At 34.2% G+C, this 16,678-nt stretch carries 29 protein-coding genes; all 29 read left to right on the top strand.

The features are described from left to right. Positions 1 to 5 precede the first annotated feature (5 nt). Positions 6 to 260, top strand: coding sequence for a 30S ribosomal protein S17 (rpsQ, locus tag KQI88_RS17030; protein ID WP_216419443.1), 255 nt, complete (start codon positions 6 to 8; stop codon positions 258 to 260). A gap of 26 nt (positions 261 to 286) precedes the next feature. Next, a complete protein-coding gene (gene rplN, locus KQI88_RS17025) occupies positions 287 to 655 on the top strand; it encodes a 50S ribosomal protein L14 (protein ID WP_212381958.1) in 369 nt (122 codons plus the stop codon). 17 nt (positions 656 to 672) lie between these two features. Continuing rightward, positions 673 to 984, top strand: a complete 312-nt coding sequence (gene rplX, locus KQI88_RS17020; RefSeq protein WP_216419441.1) for a 50S ribosomal protein L24 — start codon at positions 673 to 675, stop codon at positions 982 to 984. Positions 985 to 1,012: 28 nt separating this feature from the next. Beyond that, positions 1,013 to 1,552, top strand: a complete 540-nt coding sequence (rplE, locus tag KQI88_RS17015; protein ID WP_216419440.1) for a 50S ribosomal protein L5 — start codon at positions 1,013 to 1,015, stop codon at positions 1,550 to 1,552. 17 nt (positions 1,553 to 1,569) lie between these two features. After that, positions 1,570 to 1,755, top strand: a complete 186-nt coding sequence (locus tag KQI88_RS17010; RefSeq protein WP_212381965.1) for a type Z 30S ribosomal protein S14 — start codon at positions 1,570 to 1,572, stop codon at positions 1,753 to 1,755. A 23-nt stretch (positions 1,756 to 1,778) separates the two neighbouring features. Further along, on the top strand, positions 1,779 to 2,177 hold the full coding sequence (rpsH, locus tag KQI88_RS17005; protein ID WP_212381967.1) for a 30S ribosomal protein S8: 399 nt from the start codon (positions 1,779 to 1,781) through the stop codon (positions 2,175 to 2,177). A gap of 29 nt (positions 2,178 to 2,206) precedes the next feature. After that, entirely contained in the window at positions 2,207 to 2,746 is a 540-nt protein-coding gene (gene rplF, locus KQI88_RS17000) for a 50S ribosomal protein L6 (RefSeq protein WP_216419438.1), read from the top strand. 19 nt (positions 2,747 to 2,765) lie between these two features. Continuing rightward, positions 2,766 to 3,134, top strand: a complete 369-nt coding sequence (gene rplR, locus KQI88_RS16995; RefSeq protein WP_212381971.1) for a 50S ribosomal protein L18 — start codon at positions 2,766 to 2,768, stop codon at positions 3,132 to 3,134. A gap of 18 nt (positions 3,135 to 3,152) precedes the next feature. Beyond that, entirely contained in the window at positions 3,153 to 3,659 is a 507-nt protein-coding gene (gene rpsE, locus KQI88_RS16990; RefSeq protein ID WP_216419436.1) for a 30S ribosomal protein S5, read from the top strand. Positions 3,660 to 3,672: 13 nt separating this feature from the next. Then, complete coding sequence (gene rpmD, locus KQI88_RS16985; protein WP_212381975.1) at positions 3,673 to 3,852, top strand: 50S ribosomal protein L30; 180 nt, start codon at positions 3,673 to 3,675, stop codon at positions 3,850 to 3,852. 17 nt (positions 3,853 to 3,869) lie between these two features. Continuing rightward, entirely contained in the window at positions 3,870 to 4,313 is a 444-nt protein-coding gene (rplO, locus tag KQI88_RS16980; RefSeq protein ID WP_216419435.1) for a 50S ribosomal protein L15, read from the top strand. 1 nt (position 4,314) lies between these two features. Continuing rightward, positions 4,315 to 5,589, top strand: a complete 1,275-nt coding sequence (secY, locus tag KQI88_RS16975; RefSeq protein WP_216419432.1) for a preprotein translocase subunit SecY — start codon at positions 4,315 to 4,317, stop codon at positions 5,587 to 5,589. A 72-nt stretch (positions 5,590 to 5,661) separates the two neighbouring features. Next, positions 5,662 to 6,312 carry an adenylate kinase gene (locus KQI88_RS16970; protein WP_216419430.1) on the top strand — a complete coding sequence of 217 codons (651 nt, stop codon included), beginning with the start codon at positions 5,662 to 5,664 and terminating at the stop codon, positions 6,310 to 6,312. Further along, positions 6,312 to 7,058: a type I methionyl aminopeptidase gene (gene map, locus KQI88_RS16965; protein WP_216419428.1), complete on the top strand. Its 747-nt coding sequence runs from the start codon at positions 6,312 to 6,314 to the stop codon at positions 7,056 to 7,058. The genes KQI88_RS16970 and map overlap by 1 nt, the downstream gene beginning before the upstream one ends. Before the next feature lie 22 nt (positions 7,059 to 7,080). Further along, positions 7,081 to 7,365 carry a KOW domain-containing RNA-binding protein gene (locus tag KQI88_RS16960; protein ID WP_216419426.1) on the top strand — a complete coding sequence of 95 codons (285 nt, stop codon included), beginning with the start codon at positions 7,081 to 7,083 and terminating at the stop codon, positions 7,363 to 7,365. Between the two features lie 21 nt (positions 7,366 to 7,386). Beyond that, positions 7,387 to 7,605, top strand: a complete 219-nt coding sequence (gene infA, locus KQI88_RS16955) for a translation initiation factor IF-1 (RefSeq protein ID WP_212375628.1) — start codon at positions 7,387 to 7,389, stop codon at positions 7,603 to 7,605. A 16-nt stretch (positions 7,606 to 7,621) separates the two neighbouring features. After that, the gene (rpmJ, locus tag KQI88_RS16950; RefSeq protein WP_013382261.1) at positions 7,622 to 7,735 is read left to right on the top strand and encodes a 50S ribosomal protein L36; all 114 of its coding nucleotides are present in this window, start codon (positions 7,622 to 7,624) and stop codon (positions 7,733 to 7,735) included. A 219-nt stretch (positions 7,736 to 7,954) separates the two neighbouring features. After that, entirely contained in the window at positions 7,955 to 8,326 is a 372-nt protein-coding gene (rpsM, locus tag KQI88_RS16945) for a 30S ribosomal protein S13 (protein ID WP_212375631.1), read from the top strand. Between the two features lie 22 nt (positions 8,327 to 8,348). Then, entirely contained in the window at positions 8,349 to 8,750 is a 402-nt protein-coding gene (rpsK, locus tag KQI88_RS16940; protein ID WP_212375634.1) for a 30S ribosomal protein S11, read from the top strand. A gap of 23 nt (positions 8,751 to 8,773) precedes the next feature. Continuing rightward, complete coding sequence (gene rpsD, locus KQI88_RS16935) at positions 8,774 to 9,397, top strand: 30S ribosomal protein S4 (RefSeq protein ID WP_212375637.1); 624 nt, start codon at positions 8,774 to 8,776, stop codon at positions 9,395 to 9,397. 62 nt (positions 9,398 to 9,459) lie between these two features. Beyond that, entirely contained in the window at positions 9,460 to 10,407 is a 948-nt protein-coding gene (locus KQI88_RS16930) for a DNA-directed RNA polymerase subunit alpha (protein WP_216419424.1), read from the top strand. 22 nt (positions 10,408 to 10,429) lie between these two features. After that, entirely contained in the window at positions 10,430 to 10,771 is a 342-nt protein-coding gene (gene rplQ, locus KQI88_RS16925; protein WP_216419422.1) for a 50S ribosomal protein L17, read from the top strand. Between the two features lie 353 nt (positions 10,772 to 11,124). Further along, positions 11,125 to 11,964 (top strand): energy-coupling factor transporter ATPase, encoded by an 840-nt coding sequence (locus tag KQI88_RS16920; RefSeq protein WP_216419420.1) that lies wholly within the window; start codon positions 11,125 to 11,127, stop codon positions 11,962 to 11,964. Next, a complete protein-coding gene (locus tag KQI88_RS16915) occupies positions 11,949 to 12,812 on the top strand; it encodes an energy-coupling factor transporter ATPase (RefSeq protein ID WP_216419419.1) in 864 nt (287 codons plus the stop codon). Before KQI88_RS16920 ends, KQI88_RS16915 begins: the two co-directional genes overlap by 16 nt. Then, on the top strand, positions 12,805 to 13,605 hold the full coding sequence (locus tag KQI88_RS16910; protein ID WP_216419417.1) for an energy-coupling factor transporter transmembrane component T family protein: 801 nt from the start codon (positions 12,805 to 12,807) through the stop codon (positions 13,603 to 13,605). Before KQI88_RS16915 ends, KQI88_RS16910 begins: the two co-directional genes overlap by 8 nt. Before the next feature lie 25 nt (positions 13,606 to 13,630). Further along, positions 13,631 to 14,377, top strand: coding sequence for a tRNA pseudouridine(38-40) synthase TruA (gene truA, locus KQI88_RS16905; RefSeq protein WP_216419415.1), 747 nt, complete (start codon positions 13,631 to 13,633; stop codon positions 14,375 to 14,377). Positions 14,378 to 14,504: 127 nt separating this feature from the next. Continuing rightward, positions 14,505 to 14,933: a 50S ribosomal protein L13 gene (rplM, locus tag KQI88_RS16900; protein WP_216419413.1), complete on the top strand. Its 429-nt coding sequence runs from the start codon at positions 14,505 to 14,507 to the stop codon at positions 14,931 to 14,933. Between the two features lie 29 nt (positions 14,934 to 14,962). Then, positions 14,963 to 15,355 (top strand): 30S ribosomal protein S9, encoded by a 393-nt coding sequence (gene rpsI, locus KQI88_RS16895; protein ID WP_216419411.1) that lies wholly within the window; start codon positions 14,963 to 14,965, stop codon positions 15,353 to 15,355. 218 nt (positions 15,356 to 15,573) lie between these two features. Next, on the top strand, positions 15,574 to 15,762 hold the full coding sequence (locus tag KQI88_RS16890) for a hypothetical protein (protein ID WP_216419409.1): 189 nt from the start codon (positions 15,574 to 15,576) through the stop codon (positions 15,760 to 15,762). Positions 15,763 to 16,678: the final 916 nt, after the last annotated feature.

The raw sequence follows: 16,678 nt of genomic DNA, 5'->3' as shown, positions 1-16,678 counted from the left end.
ATCTCGTGGAAAGAAATTTAAGAAAAACAAGAGTAGGTCGAGTTGTAAGCGATAAAATGGATAAAACAATTGTTGTTTTAGTTGAAGATTTTGTTCGACATCCATTATACGGAAAAGCCGTTAAAAGAACAAAAAAATTCAAAGCTCATGATGAAATGAATGAGTGTGGAATTGGTGATCGTGTAAGAATTATGGAAACCAAACCATTATCTAAGGATAAGAGATGGAGATTAGTTAAAATTGTAGAAAAAGCTAAGTAGGATAAGTAGCGAAGGGAGGTATTGTCATGATACAACAAGAATCACGTCTTAAAGTTGCTGATAACTCTGGAGCAAAGGAATTACTTTGTATTCGTGTATTAGGTGGAACAAGAAGAAGATACGCTAATATTGGTGATGTAATCGTTTGTTCGGTTAAAAGTGCAACACCAGGCGGAGTTGTTAAAAAAGGACAAGTCGTTAAAGCTGTAGTAGTAAGAACTAAGAGCACTACAAGAAGAAAAGATGGAAGCTATATTAAGTTCGATGAAAATGCTGCGGTTGTAATCAAAGATGATAAACAACCTACAGGAACACGTATATTTGGACCAGTAGCAAGAGAACTTAGAGATAAAAACTTTATGAAAATAGTATCATTAGCTCCGGAAGTACTATAGTCGAGGAGGTGTTTTAAGTGCACGTTAAGAAGGGCGATACAGTAGTAGTTATAACTGGAAAAGATAAAGGCAAAAAAGGAAAAGTACTTCAAGTACTACCAAAGAAAAATAGAGTAATTGTTGAAGGTGTAAATATGGTAACTAAGCACCAAAAGCCGAATCAACAAATGCAACAAGGTGGAATAATCCATCAAGAAGCAGCAATTAATGCATCAAATATAATGCTTTGGGATAAAAAAGCTAACCAAGGTGTTAGAGTAGGATATAAATTTTTAGCTAATGGTGAAAAAGTAAGAGTAAGTAAAAAGACCGGCGAAGTAATCGACTAAGGATATATGAAAGGAGGTCCGCTTGAGCATGGCTAGACTTAAAGATATGTATAAAAGTGAAATTGCTCCTAGTATGATGGAGAAGTTCGGATATAAAAGTGTAATGGAAATTCCAAAACTAGAAAAAATAGTAATAAATATGGGTCTTGGTAGTGAAAAAGACAACCCGAAGGCGCTTGAAGCAGCAGTTAAAGAATTAGGAATCATAGCAGGACAAAAGCCTGTAGTTACAAGAGCTAAGAAATCAGTTGCTAACTTTAAACTTCGTCAAGGAATGCCAATCGGCGCTAAAGTAACTCTAAGAGGAGAAAAAATGCATGAGTTTGCTGACAGACTATTAAACATTGCTCTTCCAAGGGTAAGAGACTTTAGAGGTGTTAATCCTAATGCTTTTGATGGTAGAGGAAATTATGCATTAGGTATTAAAGAGCAATTAATTTTCCCGGAAATTGAATATGATAAAGTAGAAAAAGTGCATGGAATGGACATCATCTTTGTAACAACAGCAAAAACTGACGAAGAATGTCGTGAATTATTAAGATTAATGGGAATGCCTTTTGCAAAGTAATGTAAGGAGGGAAAAACGTGGCAAAAACGTCTCTTAAAGTAAAACAACAAAGAACACAAAAATACCAAACAAGAGAATATAGTAGATGTAAAATTTGTGGTAGACCACATGCTTATTTAAGAAAATTTGGTATCTGCCGTATTTGTTTTAGAGAATTAGCCTATAAAGGCCAAATACCAGGTGTTAGAAAAGCAAGCTGGTAAAGTAGAGGAAGGAGGGTTACGATATGACAATGACAGATCCAATTGCGGATATGCTGACTCGTATAAGAAATGCTAATATGGTAAAACATGAAACAGTTGATGTTCCAGCTTCAAACCTGAAGAAAGAAATTGCAAACATCCTTCTTGAAGAAGGTTTCATAAAAGGGTTCGACGTTATTGAAGACGGCAAACAAGGTCTTATTAGAATGCAATTAAAGTACGGAAAAAACAAAGAAAAAGTAATTACAGGTATTAAGAAAATATCTAAGCCTGGATTAAGAGTATATGCGAAGAAGGATGAAATTCCTAGAGTATTAGGTGGATTAGGAATTGCAATCATCTCCACTTCAAAAGGAATTATTACTGATAAAGTAGCTAGAAAAGAAGGCGTTGGCGGAGAGGTTATTGCTTACATCTGGTAATAGCAATCAACTTACAAGGAGGTGCGAATATGTCAAGAATAGGTTTAAAGCCAATTGAAATACCACAAGGTGTGGAAATTAAAATAGATGAAAAAAACTTTGCTGTTGTAAAAGGTCCAAAAGGACAACTTGAGCAGCAATTAAGCAGAGATATGGAAATAAAGATTGAAGAAAATATAATTAATGTTGTAAGACCTACTGATAATAAAAAACATAAATCATTACATGGTTTAACAAGAACACTTCTTTCTAACATGGTAGAAGGAGTAACTAAGGGATACGAAAAGAAACTTGAATTAGTAGGTGTTGGATATAGAGCAAACAAGCAAGGAGATAAACTTGTACTAAGCCTTGGTTTCTCTCATCCAGTAGAAATGGTGGACCCAGAAGGTATCACCGTTGAAGTTCCTTCCCAAACTGAAATCTTCGTTAAGGGAATTAACAAACAATTAGTAGGAAACTATGCTGCTAAAATTAGAGAATTAAGAAAGCCTGAGCCATATAAAGGTAAGGGAGTAAAATACGCTGGTGAAGTAATAAGACGTAAAGTAGGTAAGACAGGTAAGTAAGGGAAAGGAGTGAAACAAGGTGTTTAAAAAAGTGAGCAAAAACGCTAACAGATTATCTAGACATCAAAGAGTTCGTAACAAAATTACTGGAACTCAGGAACGTCCAAGATTAAACGTATATAGAAGCTTAACAAACATCTATGCTCAATTAATTGATGACGTAGCTGGAGTAACATTAGTTGCCGCTTCATCTTTAGATAAAGAAATCAAAGATCAAGTTAAGTCAACTGGAAATGCAGAAGCTGCTAAATTGGTTGGTCAATTAGTTGGAAAGAGAGCTGTAGAAAAAGGAATAGACAATGTAACATTTGACCGTGGTGGAAATATTTATCATGGTAGAGTCAAGGCTTTAGCAGAAGGTGCTAGAGAAGCTGGACTTAAGTTTTAATAAGAAGGAGGGAAAGTAATGCACAACAAGCGAATCGATGCTAGCCAACTTGATTTAAAAGAGCAAGTTGTTGATATAAAACGTGTTACAAAGGTTGTAAAAGGCGGTAGAAACTTTAGATTTGCGGCCCTAGTGATCGTTGGAGATGAAAATGGTCATGTTGGAGTTGGTTCAGGTAAGGCAATGGAAATTCCAGATGCTATTAAAAAAGGAATTGAAGATGCTAAGAAAAACCTTATTCATGTACCAATAGTTGGAACTACAGTTCCTCACGAAGCTATTGGACATTTTGGAGCCGGAAACGTTTTAATTATGCCAGCTAAAGAAGGTACAGGAATTATCGCTGGTGGACCAGTGCGTACTGTATTAGAATTAGCAGGACTTAAAGATGTTAGAGCTAAATCTCTAGGAACAAACAACTCCAAAAACATGGTAAGTGCTGCAATAGATGGATTAAGCCAGTTAAAGAGAGCTGAAGAAGTAGCAAAACTAAGAGGTAAGTCCGTAGAAGAACTCTTAGGTTAGGAGGGAAGATACGATGGCAAAGGTAAGTATAAAACTAATAAGAAGTGTGATTGGTACAAAGCCTAATCAAAGAAAAACAGTTGAAGCTTTAGGACTTAACAAAATTGGGCAAACAACTGAAAAAGAAGTTACTCCTCAAATAAGAGGTATGATTGAAACAGTAAAACATTTAGTAGAAGTAAAGGAAATATAAACTGAGGAGGTGTAGACATGAAACTACATGAACTTAGACCTGCAGAAGGTGCCGTTAAAGATAGAAAAAGAAAAGGTAGAGGTACTGCAAGTGGTCTTGGAAAGACTGCTGGTCGTGGATCAAACGGTCAAAAAGCTCGTAGTGGTGGAGGAGTAAGACCAGGATTTGAAGGGGGTCAAATGCCTCTATACAGAAGATTACCAAAACGTGGATTTACAAATATATTTGCAAAAGTTTACAATGAAATTAGTATTGAAAGATTGAATGCCTTTGAAAATGGCACAGTAGTTACACCAGAGCTTTTAAAAGAAACAGGTGTTATTAAAAAGATAGAAAAAGACGGAATCAAGATTCTAGGCAATGGCAACTTAGAGAAAAGCTTAACAGTACAAGCACAAAGATTCACTAAGTCAGCTGCTGAGAAAATTGAAGCTGCTGGAGGAAAGGCAGAGGTGATGTAAGGTGATACAAACACTAAAAAATGCTTGGAAAATCCCAGATTTACGTAGGCGGATTTTATACACCTTTATGATGCTTGCTATTTTCAGACTAGGTTCTGTTATTCCAGTACCTGGCATCAATATTGAGTATGTAAAAAATATAGTAGATAATGCTGGACTACTTTCATTCTTCAATCTAGTATCCGGTGGGGCCTTTGGTAATATGACGATTTTTGCACTAAGCATTACACCTTACATTACAGCATCTATTATTATGCAACTACTAACTATAGCAATCCCTAGTCTTGAAGAAATGGCGAAGGAAGGCGAGGAAGGTAGTAAAAAAATTGCTCAATATCAAAGATATGCAACTATCGTATTAGCTTTAATACAAGCAACAGGTATTAGTATAGGTTTATTTAAAGGAGCATTAATCAATCAAGATACTTTTAGTATTATAGTAGTTATTCTTACTTTAACTGCTGGTACTGCATTTTTAATGTGGTTAGGAGAAGAAATAACAGAAAAAGGAATTGGGAATGGTATTTCTCTTTTAATCTTTGCTGGTATTGTATCAGGACTACCTAATAGTATCTACAGTACTTTTGCTTTAGCAAAACAAGGAGAATTAAATCCCCTAGCTATTGTAGTATTTATAGCTATAGCGTTACTAATGGTAGTTGGTGTTATTGCTATTCAAGAAGGAACAAGAAAAATTCCTGTACAATATGCTAAAAGAGTTGTTGGAAGAAAAATGTATGGTGGACAAAGTTCTCATATTCCACTAAAAGTAAATCAATCAGGTGTTATTCCAGTAATCTTTGCTATGTCACTTCTTCAGTTCCCTCATACAATTGCCTACTTTATTGGTCAAGATAATGGGTTCTCTAGATTTTTAGCAACATGGTTATCACCTAATGCTATGCCAGGAGTGTTTATTTATAACCTTTTAAGTGCAGTATTAATTATATTCTTTACTTATTTCTATACTGCAGTAACATTTAATCCTGTAGAAGTATCTACCAATATGAAAAAGAATGGTGGATTTATACCAGGTATTAGACCAGGAAAGCCTACAGCGGATTATTTAAATAAGGTTCTTACAAGAATTACATTAGCAGGAGCAGTATTCTTAGCAGTAATTACAATTGTTCCTACAATTATTCTTGGTGCAACAAAAATACCAATTGCTTTTGGTGGTACAACAATTATAATCGTTGTAGGTGTTGCATTAGAAACAATGAAGCAAATTGAAGCACAACTTTTAATGAGACATTACCAAGGATTCTTGAAGTAAGAATAAGAAAAGGACTCATGGGGCGTTTACCCCATGAATCTAATCCTTATAATTTAACCAGGAGATGGTATAATGAGATTAATTTTACTTGGTCCCCCAGGGGCGGGGAAAGGAACACAGGCTGCAGCTATTGTTGAAAAATACAACATTCCTCATATTTCCACTGGAGACATTTTTAGATATAACATTAAACAAGGTACTGAACTTGGCAAAAAAGCTAAAGGTTACATGGATCAAGGTCTTTTAGTTCCAGATGAAGTTGTAGTGGAAATTGTGGAAGATCGTTTAAAGCAAGAAGATTGTACAGGTGGATTTCTATTAGATGGATTTCCAAGAACGGTAGTGCAGGCTGAAGCTTTAGATAAAGTGTTAGCAAATATGGATGGAGCCTTAGATAGAGTAATAAATATAGAAGTTGATAAAGGCATTTTAGTGGAAAGAGCCGTTGGAAGAAGAATATGTAGAGAATGCGGTGCCACATTCCACGTAAAATATAATCCATCAACAAAGGGAGAAAATTGCGACCAATGCGGTGGTAATCTTTATCAACGAGATGATGATAACGAAGAGACAGTAACAAAACGTATCGAAGTTTATTTGAAGGAAACAACTCCATTAATAGAGTACTACAGTAAACAAGATAAGCTAGTTACTATAGATGGCGACAGAAGAATAAATGAAGTGTTTGAAGATATTGTGACCTCTTTAGGGAGCGAGCTATAATGATATATATAAAATCGCGTCAAGAAATTGAATTAATGCGAGAAGCTGGAAAAATTGTTGCTGAAGCCCATGAACTTGTTAGAGAGGCAATAAAACCGGGAATTACGACAAAGGAACTAGATGCGATAGCTGAAAAACATATTCTTAAAAAAGGAGCAATTCCTGCATTTAAAGGATATGGAGGTTTTCCAGCTAGCATATGTGCCTCCGTTAATCACGAAGTAGTCCATGGTATACCTGGATTAAAAACACTAGAAGATGGCGATATTATCAGTATAGATATCGGGGCACTCTACAAAGGTTATTATGGTGACTCTGCAAAAACTCATGCCATAGGAAAGATTAGTCAGAGAGCACAGGAGCTTATAGAAGTAACTAGGCAAAGCTTTTATGAGGGAATTAAGTTTGCAAAGTTAGGCTATCGGTTATCAGATATATCCTATGCTATTCAAACCCATGTTGAAGACAGGGGTTTTTCAGTGGTTAGAAACTACGTAGGCCATGGAATCGGTACAAGTATGCATGAAGAACCACAAATTCCTAACTATGGTCCTCCAGGAAAAGGACCAAGATTAAAAGAAGGAATGGTCTTAGCTATAGAACCAATGATTAACATAGGAACCTACGAAGTTAAAGTACTTTCAGATGGTTGGACAGTAGTAACCTTAGATGGTGAATACTCAGCTCATTACGAACATACCGTAGCAATTACGGATGGAGAACCTGAGATTCTTACAAAGCTATAATCCAGACAAATGAGGTGACTATATGGAACAAACTGATTTAGACATAGGACAAATAGTTAAGTCAAAAACTGGACGTGATCAGGGAAGAGTTTTTGTCGTGTTTGGTAAAGCTGATAACAATCATGTCTTAATTGTTGATGGATCATTAAGAAGAATAGATAGACCTAAGAAAAAAAAGATTAAACACTTGGCAAAGTTGAATATTGTATCTAAAGAAATTAAAGATGCAATTTTAAACAATGAGAAAATAAATAATGCCTTTATACGTAGAGAGCTTGAAAGACTAGGTGTAAAATCCTGGGGTTAGAAATGGAGGTTTGATTGCTCAATGTCGAAGCAAGATGTAATTGAATTAGAAGGTACAGTAAAAGAAGCATTACCAAATGCGATGTTTATTGTAGAACTTGAAAATGGTCATGAGGTTTTAGGACACATATCAGGAAAATTAAGAATGAACTTTATTAGGATTCTGCCTGGGGATAAGGTTACGGTAGAGTTATCTCCATATGATTTGACTCGTGGTAGAATAACATGGCGAAAGAAGTAGTCAAGGAGGGATAACAATGAAGGTTAGACCATCGGTTAAACCAATTTGTGAAAAGTGTAAAATAATCAAAAGGAATGGCAGAGTTATGGTTATCTGCGAAAATCCTAAACACAAACAAAAACAAGGTTAAACTAGTTTAAATACTACTGGAACTTTCAGTTGTTTTATAGTATAATACAGTATTGTAGTTATAAGCTTGCGGGAGCGGCTGCGTCAGTTTCTAACTGATTCCCCAAAAGCTATTGCGATACAAAATATTCATTTTAAATCTAAATTTACATTAGAAAAAGACTAGTAATACAGAGAATATAAGATGGTGGAACAATAGAATTAGGAGGTGTAAATCAATATGGCTAGAATAGCTGGTGTTGACTTGCCAAGAGATAAAAGAGTTGAAGTTGGCTTAACATATATATTTGGTATCGGTAGAAAAACATCAAATGGTATATTAGCTGCTGCAGGTATTAATCCTGATACAAGAGTAAAGGATTTAACAGAGGAAGAAGTAAATAACTTAAGAAAAATTATCGACTCAGATCATCATGTTGAAGGGGATTTAAGAAGAGAAATCGCTTTAAACATTAAGAGATTAAAAGAGATCAGATGTTATAGAGGATTAAGACATATTAAAGGATTGCCAGTAAGAGGACAAAAGACAAAAACTAATGCTCGTACAAGAAAAGGTCCTAAGAAAACTGTTGGTCGTAAGAAGAAAAAATAGTAGGTAAGGAGGTACAGCGAGAATGGCAAAGGTAGCTAAGAAAAAAGGCGTTCGTACTCGAAGAAGAGAACGTAAAAATATAGAACGTGGTCAAGCACATATTCAATCAACATTTAACAATTCAATTATTACTTTAACTGACATGCAAGGAAATGTAATTTCTTGGGCTAGTGCAGGTCAATTAGGATTCAAAGGATCAAGAAAATCAACTCCTTTCGCTGCTCAAATGGCTGCAGAAACTGCTGCTAAGGCTGCTATGGAGCACGGATTAAAAACTGTAGAAGTTTATGTTAAGGGACCAGGTGCAGGAAGAGAAGCTGCAATTCGTTCACTACAAGCTGCAGGACTTGAAGTTAACCTTATTAAAGATGTAACTCCAATTCCACATAACGGTTGTAGACCGCCAAAACGTAGAAGAGTTTAATGAAGATCGGGAGGTGTAAGTAAATGGCAAGATATACAGAAGCGGTATGTAGATTATGTCGTAGAGAGGGTATGAAATTATACCTAAAAGGCGATAGATGCTACACAGATAAATGTGCAATTTCTAAAAGAGCTTATGCTCCAGGACAGCACGGTAACAGTAGAAAAAAACTATCAAACTATGGAATTCAATTAAGAGAAAAACAAAAAGCAAAAAGATTCTATGGTGTATTAGAGTCTCAATTTAGAAAATACTTTGAGATGGCTGATAAGCAAGCTGGTATTACAGGTGAAAACCTTTTAAGAATATTAGAAACTCGTCTAGACAACGTTGTTTATAGATTAGGTTTTGGAGCTTCTAGAGCAGAAGCTAGACAATTAGTTGTTCATGGACACTTTTTAGTAAATGGTAAAAAAGTAGATATCCCTTCATATTTAGTTAGTGCAGGAGATACTATTGTTGTTGCTGAAAAGTCTAAGTCATCAAATAAATTCAAAGCTTTAGCTGAAAACTTTAAAGGAAATGTTCCAAATTGGTTAACAGCTGATGCAGAAAAATTAGAGGGAAAAATAGTTTCATTACCTTCAAGAGAAGATATAGATTTACCAATCGCAGAAAACTTAATCGTAGAGCTATACTCTAAATAATAATTTTTAGAATCAGTTGCCCTCAATATAATAGAGAAAATGCTAAAGGAGGGTTCAAATCAATGATAGAAATGGAAAAGCCAAAGGTAGAAGTAGTAGAGATTAATGAAGAAAATACCTATGGAAAGTTTACAGTGGAGCCGCTAGAGAGAGGTTATGGAACCACATTAGGGAATTCCCTAAGAAGAATTATGTTATCTTCATTACCTGGGGCGGCGGTAACGTCTGTAAAAATTGATGGTGTCTTACATGAATTTTCTACAATCCCAGGTGTAAAAGAGGATGTTTCAGAGATTATAATTAACTTAAAAGGCTTGTCTATTCGTATGCACGGAAATGAGCCTAAAACGGTTCGTATTGAAGCAAAAGGCGAAGGAACTATAACTGCAGGTGATATCATTGCAGATGCAGACGTTGAAATCCTTAGTCCAGAAATGCATATTGCTACCTTAGATAGTGATGGAACTCTAACAATGGAATTAACCATTGCTAAAGGAAGAGGATATGTACCAGCAGAAAACAACAAAACCCCAGGAATGCCTATCGGTGTACTACCTATAGACTCAATATTTACTCCTGTAACAAAGGTTAGTTATTATGTTGAGAACACAAGGGTAGGTCAAGTTACTGACTATGATCGACTGATTATTGAAGTCTTTACCGATGGAAGTATTATGCCTGATGAAGCTATATCTTTGGCAGCAAAGATAATGAATGAACACTTAAATCTATTCATTACATTAACTGAGCATGTTAATGATGTAGAGATCATGGTACAGAAAGAAGAGGATAAAAAGGAAAAGGTTCTTGAAATGACTATAGAAGAGCTTGACCTTTCAGTAAGATCCTATAACTGTCTGAAACGTGCAGGCATTAATACAGTAGATGAACTTGCTCAAAAGTCTGAAGAGGATATGATGAAGGTAAGAAACCTTGGAAGAAAGTCTCTTGAAGAAGTTCAGAAAAAGCTTGACGAGTTAGGTCTTGGATTAAAACCTAGCGATGAATAGGATGTAGTAAGGAGGGATAGACATGGCACATTATCGTAAATTAGGACGTGTAAGCGCTCATAGAAATTTAATGCTTAGAAACCTAGTAACTAGTTTATTAAAAAGCGGTAGAATTGAAACAACAGAAACAAGAGCTAAAGAAACAAGAAGACTAGCTGAAAAAATGATTACTCTTGCAAAAAGAGGAGATCTACATGCTAGAAGACAAGTTCTTAGCTTTATAACAGAAGAAACTGTAGTTAAGAATTTATTTGATGAAATTGCGCCAAAATATCAAGAGCGTAATGGTGGATATACACGTATTATGAAGCTTGGACCAAGAAAAGGCGACGCTGCAGAGATGGTAATCATCGAATTAGTATAATAGATAGGAGGGATTAAGTTAATAGGCTTAGTCCCTGTTTTTTTATTGTTTAAACAAGTATAATCCTTTAATCATTAAGATTCTCTATAGAAGCAGTAGATTGGTGAGTTTTGATAACTTTAAATTAAAAATAAATCCTAAGCACTTGAAATTTTGAACTAGGTTAAAAGTTTAAGATGGGCATGAAGTATTGTAAAAATAATAGCATAATTATAAGTGTGATAGGAGTTGCTTCCATAGTGATAGACGACTTTTTACACATAAATCATAGTCAACAAGTAGAAAATAAGTTATAATATAAGATGTTTAGATTTTGACGTATGATTATATGAAAATAAAGAAGGGACTATAGGATGAGTAAAATGATAGAGGTTAATAATATACAATTTCAGTATAAAAATAATGATGATGAAGGTATGCTAGCCCTAAATGATGTTACAGTTACGGTTGAGTCCGGTGAATTTGTGGTAGTAATTGGACACAATGGTTCAGGAAAGTCAACTTTGGCTAAACATATGAATGCTCTTTTATTACCTACAAAGGGAGACGTACTTGTTAAAGGATTAAATACAAAAGAGGAAGAAAACATATGGAATATTAGGCAGACAGCTGGAATGGTATTCCAAAATCCTGACAATCAAATTGTAGCTACAATTGTAGAAGAAGATGTTGCATTTGGGCCTGAAAACTTAGGTGTTCCTCCAGTAGAGATTATAAGAAGAGTAGAAGAAGCTCTTAATATTGTAGATATGCTAGAATATAGAGGTAAAGCTCCACATTTATTATCTGGTGGACAAAAACAAAGAATTGCTATTGCAGGAGTCATTGCTATGAGACCTAATTGTATAATCTTTGATGAGCCAACTGCGATGTTAGATCCATCGGGTCGTAAGGAAGTAATTAATACTATAAAAAAGCTTAATAAAGAAGAAAATATTACAATAGTTCATATTACCCACTTTATGGAAGAAGCTGTAGATGCAGATAGGGTTATAGTAATGGAAAATGGGCAAATAGTTTTGGAAGGTAAACCCAAAGAAGTGTTCTCTAAAGTTGAGCAGTTAAAAGAGTTAGGATTAGATGTACCTCAAATAACAGACTTAACTAATGAATTGATAAAAGAGGGAATTGATTTACCTCAAGATATATTAACTGTTGATGAAATGGTGATGAGATTATGTCAATTAAAATAGAAAATTTAACATATGTATATAACCCAGGTAGCCCATTTGAAACTAAGGCATTAGATAATGTTAATGTTGAGATTAAATCTGGAGAATTTATAGGTCTCATAGGTCATACTGGATCAGGTAAGTCTACTTTAACTCAGCATTTAAATGGATTGATAAAACCCACTTCTGGTAAAATTATTATTAGTGGTACTGATATTACCGACAAATCAGTTAAGTTAAGAGATGTAAGAAAAAAGGTTGGTTTAGTTTTTCAATATCCAGAACATCAACTATTTGAAGAAACAATATATAAGGATATTGCCTTTGGACCTCTGAACTTAGGGTTATCAGAATCTGAAGTAGAAGAAAGGATTAAGGAGGCTATGGAATTTGTAAAGCTTTCATTTGAAGAATTAAAAGACAGATCTCCATTTGAACTAAGTGGGGGTCAAAGAAGAAGGGTAGCTATTGCTGGAGTATTCGCTATGAAACCAGAAGTGTTAATATTAGACGAACCTACGGCAGGCTTAGATCCTAGAACAAGGGATGAAATTTTAGAAGAAATAAAAATGCTGCATAGCCAATATAAAAATACGGTTATTTTAGTATCTCATAGTATGGAGGATATTGCAAAGCTAGTAGACCGTATTATTGTTATGCATAGAGGAAAGATTGCACTTCTTGGGGATCCTAGAGAAGTATTCCAACAGGTAGAAACCTTAGAATCTATAGGACTTGGAGTTCCACAAATAAGCTATTTAATTAGAGCGTTAAAGGCAAAGGGTATTGAGCTAAGGGAAGATATATTTACAGTGGAAGAAGCTAAGGAAGAAATTTTAAAATGGATAAGGAGTAATAAAAATGCTTAAAGACATTACAATTGGTCAATATTATCCAACAGGGTCCTATGTTCATAAATTAGACCCGAGGACTAAGATACTGATTACCTTTGCATTAATAATAGGATTATTTATTATTAATACCTTTATTCCTTATGCTTATATTATTGCTTTTATATTTGTTTCTGTATATATATCTAAAATACCTATAAAATACATTATTAAAGGATTAAAACCTTTAAGAATAATAATAATAATTACATTTATAATTAATATATTTATGACACAAGGAGAACCTATTTTCAATCTAGGCCCTTTAGTTATGACAAGAGAAGGCTTATATCAGGCGTTTTTTATGGCTATTAGACTAGTATTATTAGTTATGGGAACTTCTTTATTAACATTAACTACTTCACCAATAGCACTAACAGATGGGATAGAACATCTATTAAACCCATTTAAAAAGATAGGTGTACCAGCCCATGAGTTAGCTATGATGATGACAATTGCTCTTAGGTTTATCCCTACTTTACTTGAAGAAACTGATAAGATTATGAAAGCACAAATGGCTCGTGGAGCTGATTTCGAAAGTGGGAATATTATTAGTAGAGCAAAAAGCTTAGTACCTTTATTAGTTCCCTTGTTTATTAGTGCATTTAGAAGAGCTGATGAATTAGCCATGGCTATGGAAGCAAGATGCTATCGTGGTGGCGAAAATCGTACTAGAATGAAGGAATTAAAAATGACAGGGAAAGATACAGTAGCTCTAGTAGTAACCACATTTTTATTAGCAGTTTTAATTTTTCATCGAGTTGCATTATAAGATGTTAGCCGTTAGGAATGATACAATGAAAAACATTATGGTCGAAATTCAATATGATGGAACAAACTATAGTGGATGGCAAATTCAACCTAATAGTAGAACAATACAGGAAGAAATAATGAGAGCTCTAAAAAAACTTACAGGTAAAGAACTTAGTATTAATGGGTCTGGAAGAACAGATGCTGGTGTTCATGCCTATGGTCAAGTGGCAAGTTTTATACTTGAAAGCAATATTCCAGTAGATAGGCTTCCATTAGCTTTTAATAGCAACCTACCAAATGATATTTCTATTATTAATGCAATGGAGGTTCCTATGGATTTTCATGCTCGGTATAGTGCTATTGGCAAACGATATATTTATCATATTTATGAAGGTAGGTATAGAAACCCCTTACTTAGGAACTATAGCTATCATGTCCATTATAAGTTAGACCATAAAAAAATGAGAGATGGAGCAAAACTTTTACTAGGAACCCATGACTTTAGAGGCTTTATGTCCAGTGGCAGTAGTGTTGAAAATACAGTGAGAACTATCCGAAATTTAGATATTATAATTAAAGATAATAGTCTATATGTTTATATAGAGGGCGATGGTTTTCTATACAATATGGTTAGAATTATTACAGGGACTTTAGTGGAAGTTGGTATGGGAAAAATATCGATAGAGCATATTAATAGGGCGCTTGAAACCAAGGATAGAACAGTGGCAGGTCATACAGCGCCACCCCAAGGATTATTTTTAGATAAGGTATTTTACCCCTTGACACACTAGGCGCATTGTATTAAAATATACGAGAGTGTGTAAATATGATCCACTGCCCCGGATCTTGACACATATATAGAACGTGACAAAAACAAGATAACATTTAAAAATCGATGATTTACAAGGAGGGAAAACAATGAAATCATATATGGCAAAACCGAATGAAGTTGAAAGAAAGTGGTATATTGTCGATGCTGAAGGAAAAACTTTAGGTAGACTTTCAACAGAAATCGCTACAATTTTAAGAGGAAAAAACAAGCCAGAATTTACACCTTATGTAGACACTGGTGATTTTGTAATCGTTGTTAATGCAGAGAAGGTAGTTTTAACTGGTAAGAAATTAGATCAATCTTTCTATACTTATCATACAGGACATCCAGGTGGATTAAAACAAGTTTCTTTTAGAAGACTTCTTGCTGAAAAACCTGAAAAGCTTGTTTACAATGCGGTAAAAGGTATGCTTCCAAAAAATAGACTTGGAAGACAAATGCTTACAAAATTAAAAGTATATGCTGGACCAAACCACAATCACGAAGCTCAAAAACCAGAAGCATTAGATATATAAAGTAGGAAATTTGAAAGGAGGAGTTATGGATGGCAAGAGTAGCTTATTACGGAACAGGTAGAAGAAAGCAATCTATCGCTAGAGTAAGATTAGTTCCTGGTGAAGGAAATGTTAAAATAAACAACAGAGATATCGAAGAATATTTTAAATATGAAACTTTAAAGAGAGATGTTAGAATGCCTCTAACAATTACAGAAACATTAGGTAGATTCGATGTAATCGCAACAGTGGCAGGTGGAGGATACACTGGACAAGCTGGAGCTTTAAGACACGGAATCGCTAGAGCATTAGTAAAGTCTGATGAAGAATTAAGAGGAACTCTTAAAAAAGCTGGTTTCTTAACTAGAGATGCAAGAGCTAAGGAAAGAAAGAAATACGGTTTAAAAGCAGCAAGACGTGCACCACAATTCTCAAAGAGATAATATTTATAAAATACAAAATCCCTCAAACATTGATGTTTGGGGGATTTATTAATGTTGGGGTAACTTAGGTTCCCCCTTTTTATTTTTTATAGAAAAATATAGAACAATTTATAGATAATTTCATAATATATATTACAACTATAGATAGTCTTAGGACTGAAAGAGAAAAAGGTTGTGTATTTAGCGGTACCTAAAATTCGAAAAGGTAGGTGTAATATATGGGTGAATGTAATCTAGGTTTAGGTGGTTTGTTTGGAGGAACTCAAAGTAGTTTACTTTTCTTCTTCTTGATATTGGTGATAATTTTCTGTAACTGTGGTATTTTTAAAGGATCAGGAGATAGCCTACTTTTCTTCTTCCTATTACTTGTTGTACTATTTTGTGGACGTGGAATTTTTGGATGCTAAAAAGGTAGATGAATAAGGGTAGAGCTTAGGCTTTACCCTATTTTTTATTCTGCATAAAAAATATCATATGCTATAATACATGCTTACTTACCAAAACTCTATGGATTCTCTTATGAAATAACTGATGATTTTGGTATATAACAAATTAAAAGATTGGTAGGGATTATAAAAAGGCAACTTGCCTAGTATCGACAAATTGCCTAAACAATCTCTTATGCTAAAGGATCCTCAATTAAGGTAGTAAACTTAGTGGATCTATTTGAGTAGTACATGGTTTCAGATCTCTATTAATGATTTGTAAAACATACACAGTTTTTATGCCGTTTTATACTACATTATATTGAGCTATATGGAATGTATGCTATAGAACAAAATTATATTAATACCTTGATTTGTACAAATATTTTAAAAATAGAGTCGAACTAGAGATGCACATTTTTAAAAATTTTTATAGGAACATTTTTTCAAATCTACAATATACTTGTATTGGGAAAGAAGCAAAGCAATAAGCAACTTTTCTGATATAAAACTAGTTTTAGCTAGAGTACCTTTATGTCCAATCATTTAATATGATCAAATATTGTTGTACCATGGTTTTTAAATGAAAGATTGTAAAGAAATCTTGTGTAAACTTAAGTAACTTTAAAAAATTCTTAAATAAAATTCACCAAAATATAATGACAGAATACTATGTACTAGGTAAGAGGACAATAGGATTTTAGACATCATAAAAGACTGATAGGAGGAAATTAAATTGAATAATAGAGAAGTTTTCGTAAATAAAAGAGATGTAGATTGTCATAATAATAGATTTGAAAATGCTATAATACACAAAAAACCTGAATGTAAGACATCTTGCGTTGAAGTTAAAGCTGAAACTCTAGGAGATTGTGACAATAATCCAGTAAGATTAAAC

The organism is Alkaliphilus flagellatus, from assembly GCF_018919215.1.
GTDB lineage: Bacteria > Bacillota > Clostridia > Peptostreptococcales > Natronincolaceae > Alkaliphilus_B > Alkaliphilus_B flagellatus.
This window is presented reverse-complemented; position numbering and strand designations above follow the sequence as displayed.

Bases quoted from the DNA above. Each gene is read 5' to 3' on its own strand.
- rplN (WP_212381958.1), top strand. From the start codon at position 287: ATGATACAACAAGAATCACGTCTTAAAGTTGCTGATAACTCTGGAGCA.
- rplE (WP_216419440.1), top strand. From the start codon at position 1,013: ATGGCTAGACTTAAAGATATGTATAAAAGTGAAATTGCTCCTAGTATG.
- rpsH (WP_212381967.1), top strand. From the start codon at position 1,779: ATGACAATGACAGATCCAATTGCGGATATGCTGACTCGTATAAGAAAT.
- rplF (WP_216419438.1), top strand. From the start codon at position 2,207: ATGTCAAGAATAGGTTTAAAGCCAATTGAAATACCACAAGGTGTGGAA.
- rpsE (WP_216419436.1), top strand. From the start codon at position 3,153: ATGCACAACAAGCGAATCGATGCTAGCCAACTTGATTTAAAAGAGCAA.
- rpmD (WP_212381975.1), top strand. From the start codon at position 3,673: ATGGCAAAGGTAAGTATAAAACTAATAAGAAGTGTGATTGGTACAAAG.
- rplO (WP_216419435.1), top strand. From the start codon at position 3,870: ATGAAACTACATGAACTTAGACCTGCAGAAGGTGCCGTTAAAGATAGA.
- KQI88_RS16970 (WP_216419430.1), top strand. From the start codon at position 5,662: ATGAGATTAATTTTACTTGGTCCCCCAGGGGCGGGGAAAGGAACACAG.
- map (WP_216419428.1), top strand. From the start codon at position 6,312: ATGATATATATAAAATCGCGTCAAGAAATTGAATTAATGCGAGAAGCT.
- KQI88_RS16960 (WP_216419426.1), top strand. From the start codon at position 7,081: ATGGAACAAACTGATTTAGACATAGGACAAATAGTTAAGTCAAAAACT.
- infA (WP_212375628.1), top strand. From the start codon at position 7,387: ATGTCGAAGCAAGATGTAATTGAATTAGAAGGTACAGTAAAAGAAGCA.
- rpmJ (WP_013382261.1), top strand. From the start codon at position 7,622: ATGAAGGTTAGACCATCGGTTAAACCAATTTGTGAAAAGTGTAAAATA.
- rpsM (WP_212375631.1), top strand. From the start codon at position 7,955: ATGGCTAGAATAGCTGGTGTTGACTTGCCAAGAGATAAAAGAGTTGAA.
- rpsK (WP_212375634.1), top strand. From the start codon at position 8,349: ATGGCAAAGGTAGCTAAGAAAAAAGGCGTTCGTACTCGAAGAAGAGAA.
- rpsD (WP_212375637.1), top strand. From the start codon at position 8,774: ATGGCAAGATATACAGAAGCGGTATGTAGATTATGTCGTAGAGAGGGT.
- KQI88_RS16930 (WP_216419424.1), top strand. From the start codon at position 9,460: ATGATAGAAATGGAAAAGCCAAAGGTAGAAGTAGTAGAGATTAATGAA.
- rplQ (WP_216419422.1), top strand. From the start codon at position 10,430: ATGGCACATTATCGTAAATTAGGACGTGTAAGCGCTCATAGAAATTTA.
- KQI88_RS16920 (WP_216419420.1), top strand. From the start codon at position 11,125: ATGAGTAAAATGATAGAGGTTAATAATATACAATTTCAGTATAAAAAT.
- KQI88_RS16915 (WP_216419419.1), top strand. From the start codon at position 11,949: ATGTCAATTAAAATAGAAAATTTAACATATGTATATAACCCAGGTAGC.
- KQI88_RS16910 (WP_216419417.1), top strand. From the start codon at position 12,805: ATGCTTAAAGACATTACAATTGGTCAATATTATCCAACAGGGTCCTAT.
- truA (WP_216419415.1), top strand. From the start codon at position 13,631: ATGAAAAACATTATGGTCGAAATTCAATATGATGGAACAAACTATAGT.
- rplM (WP_216419413.1), top strand. From the start codon at position 14,505: ATGAAATCATATATGGCAAAACCGAATGAAGTTGAAAGAAAGTGGTAT.
- rpsI (WP_216419411.1), top strand. From the start codon at position 14,963: ATGGCAAGAGTAGCTTATTACGGAACAGGTAGAAGAAAGCAATCTATC.
- KQI88_RS16890 (WP_216419409.1), top strand. From the start codon at position 15,574: ATGGGTGAATGTAATCTAGGTTTAGGTGGTTTGTTTGGAGGAACTCAA.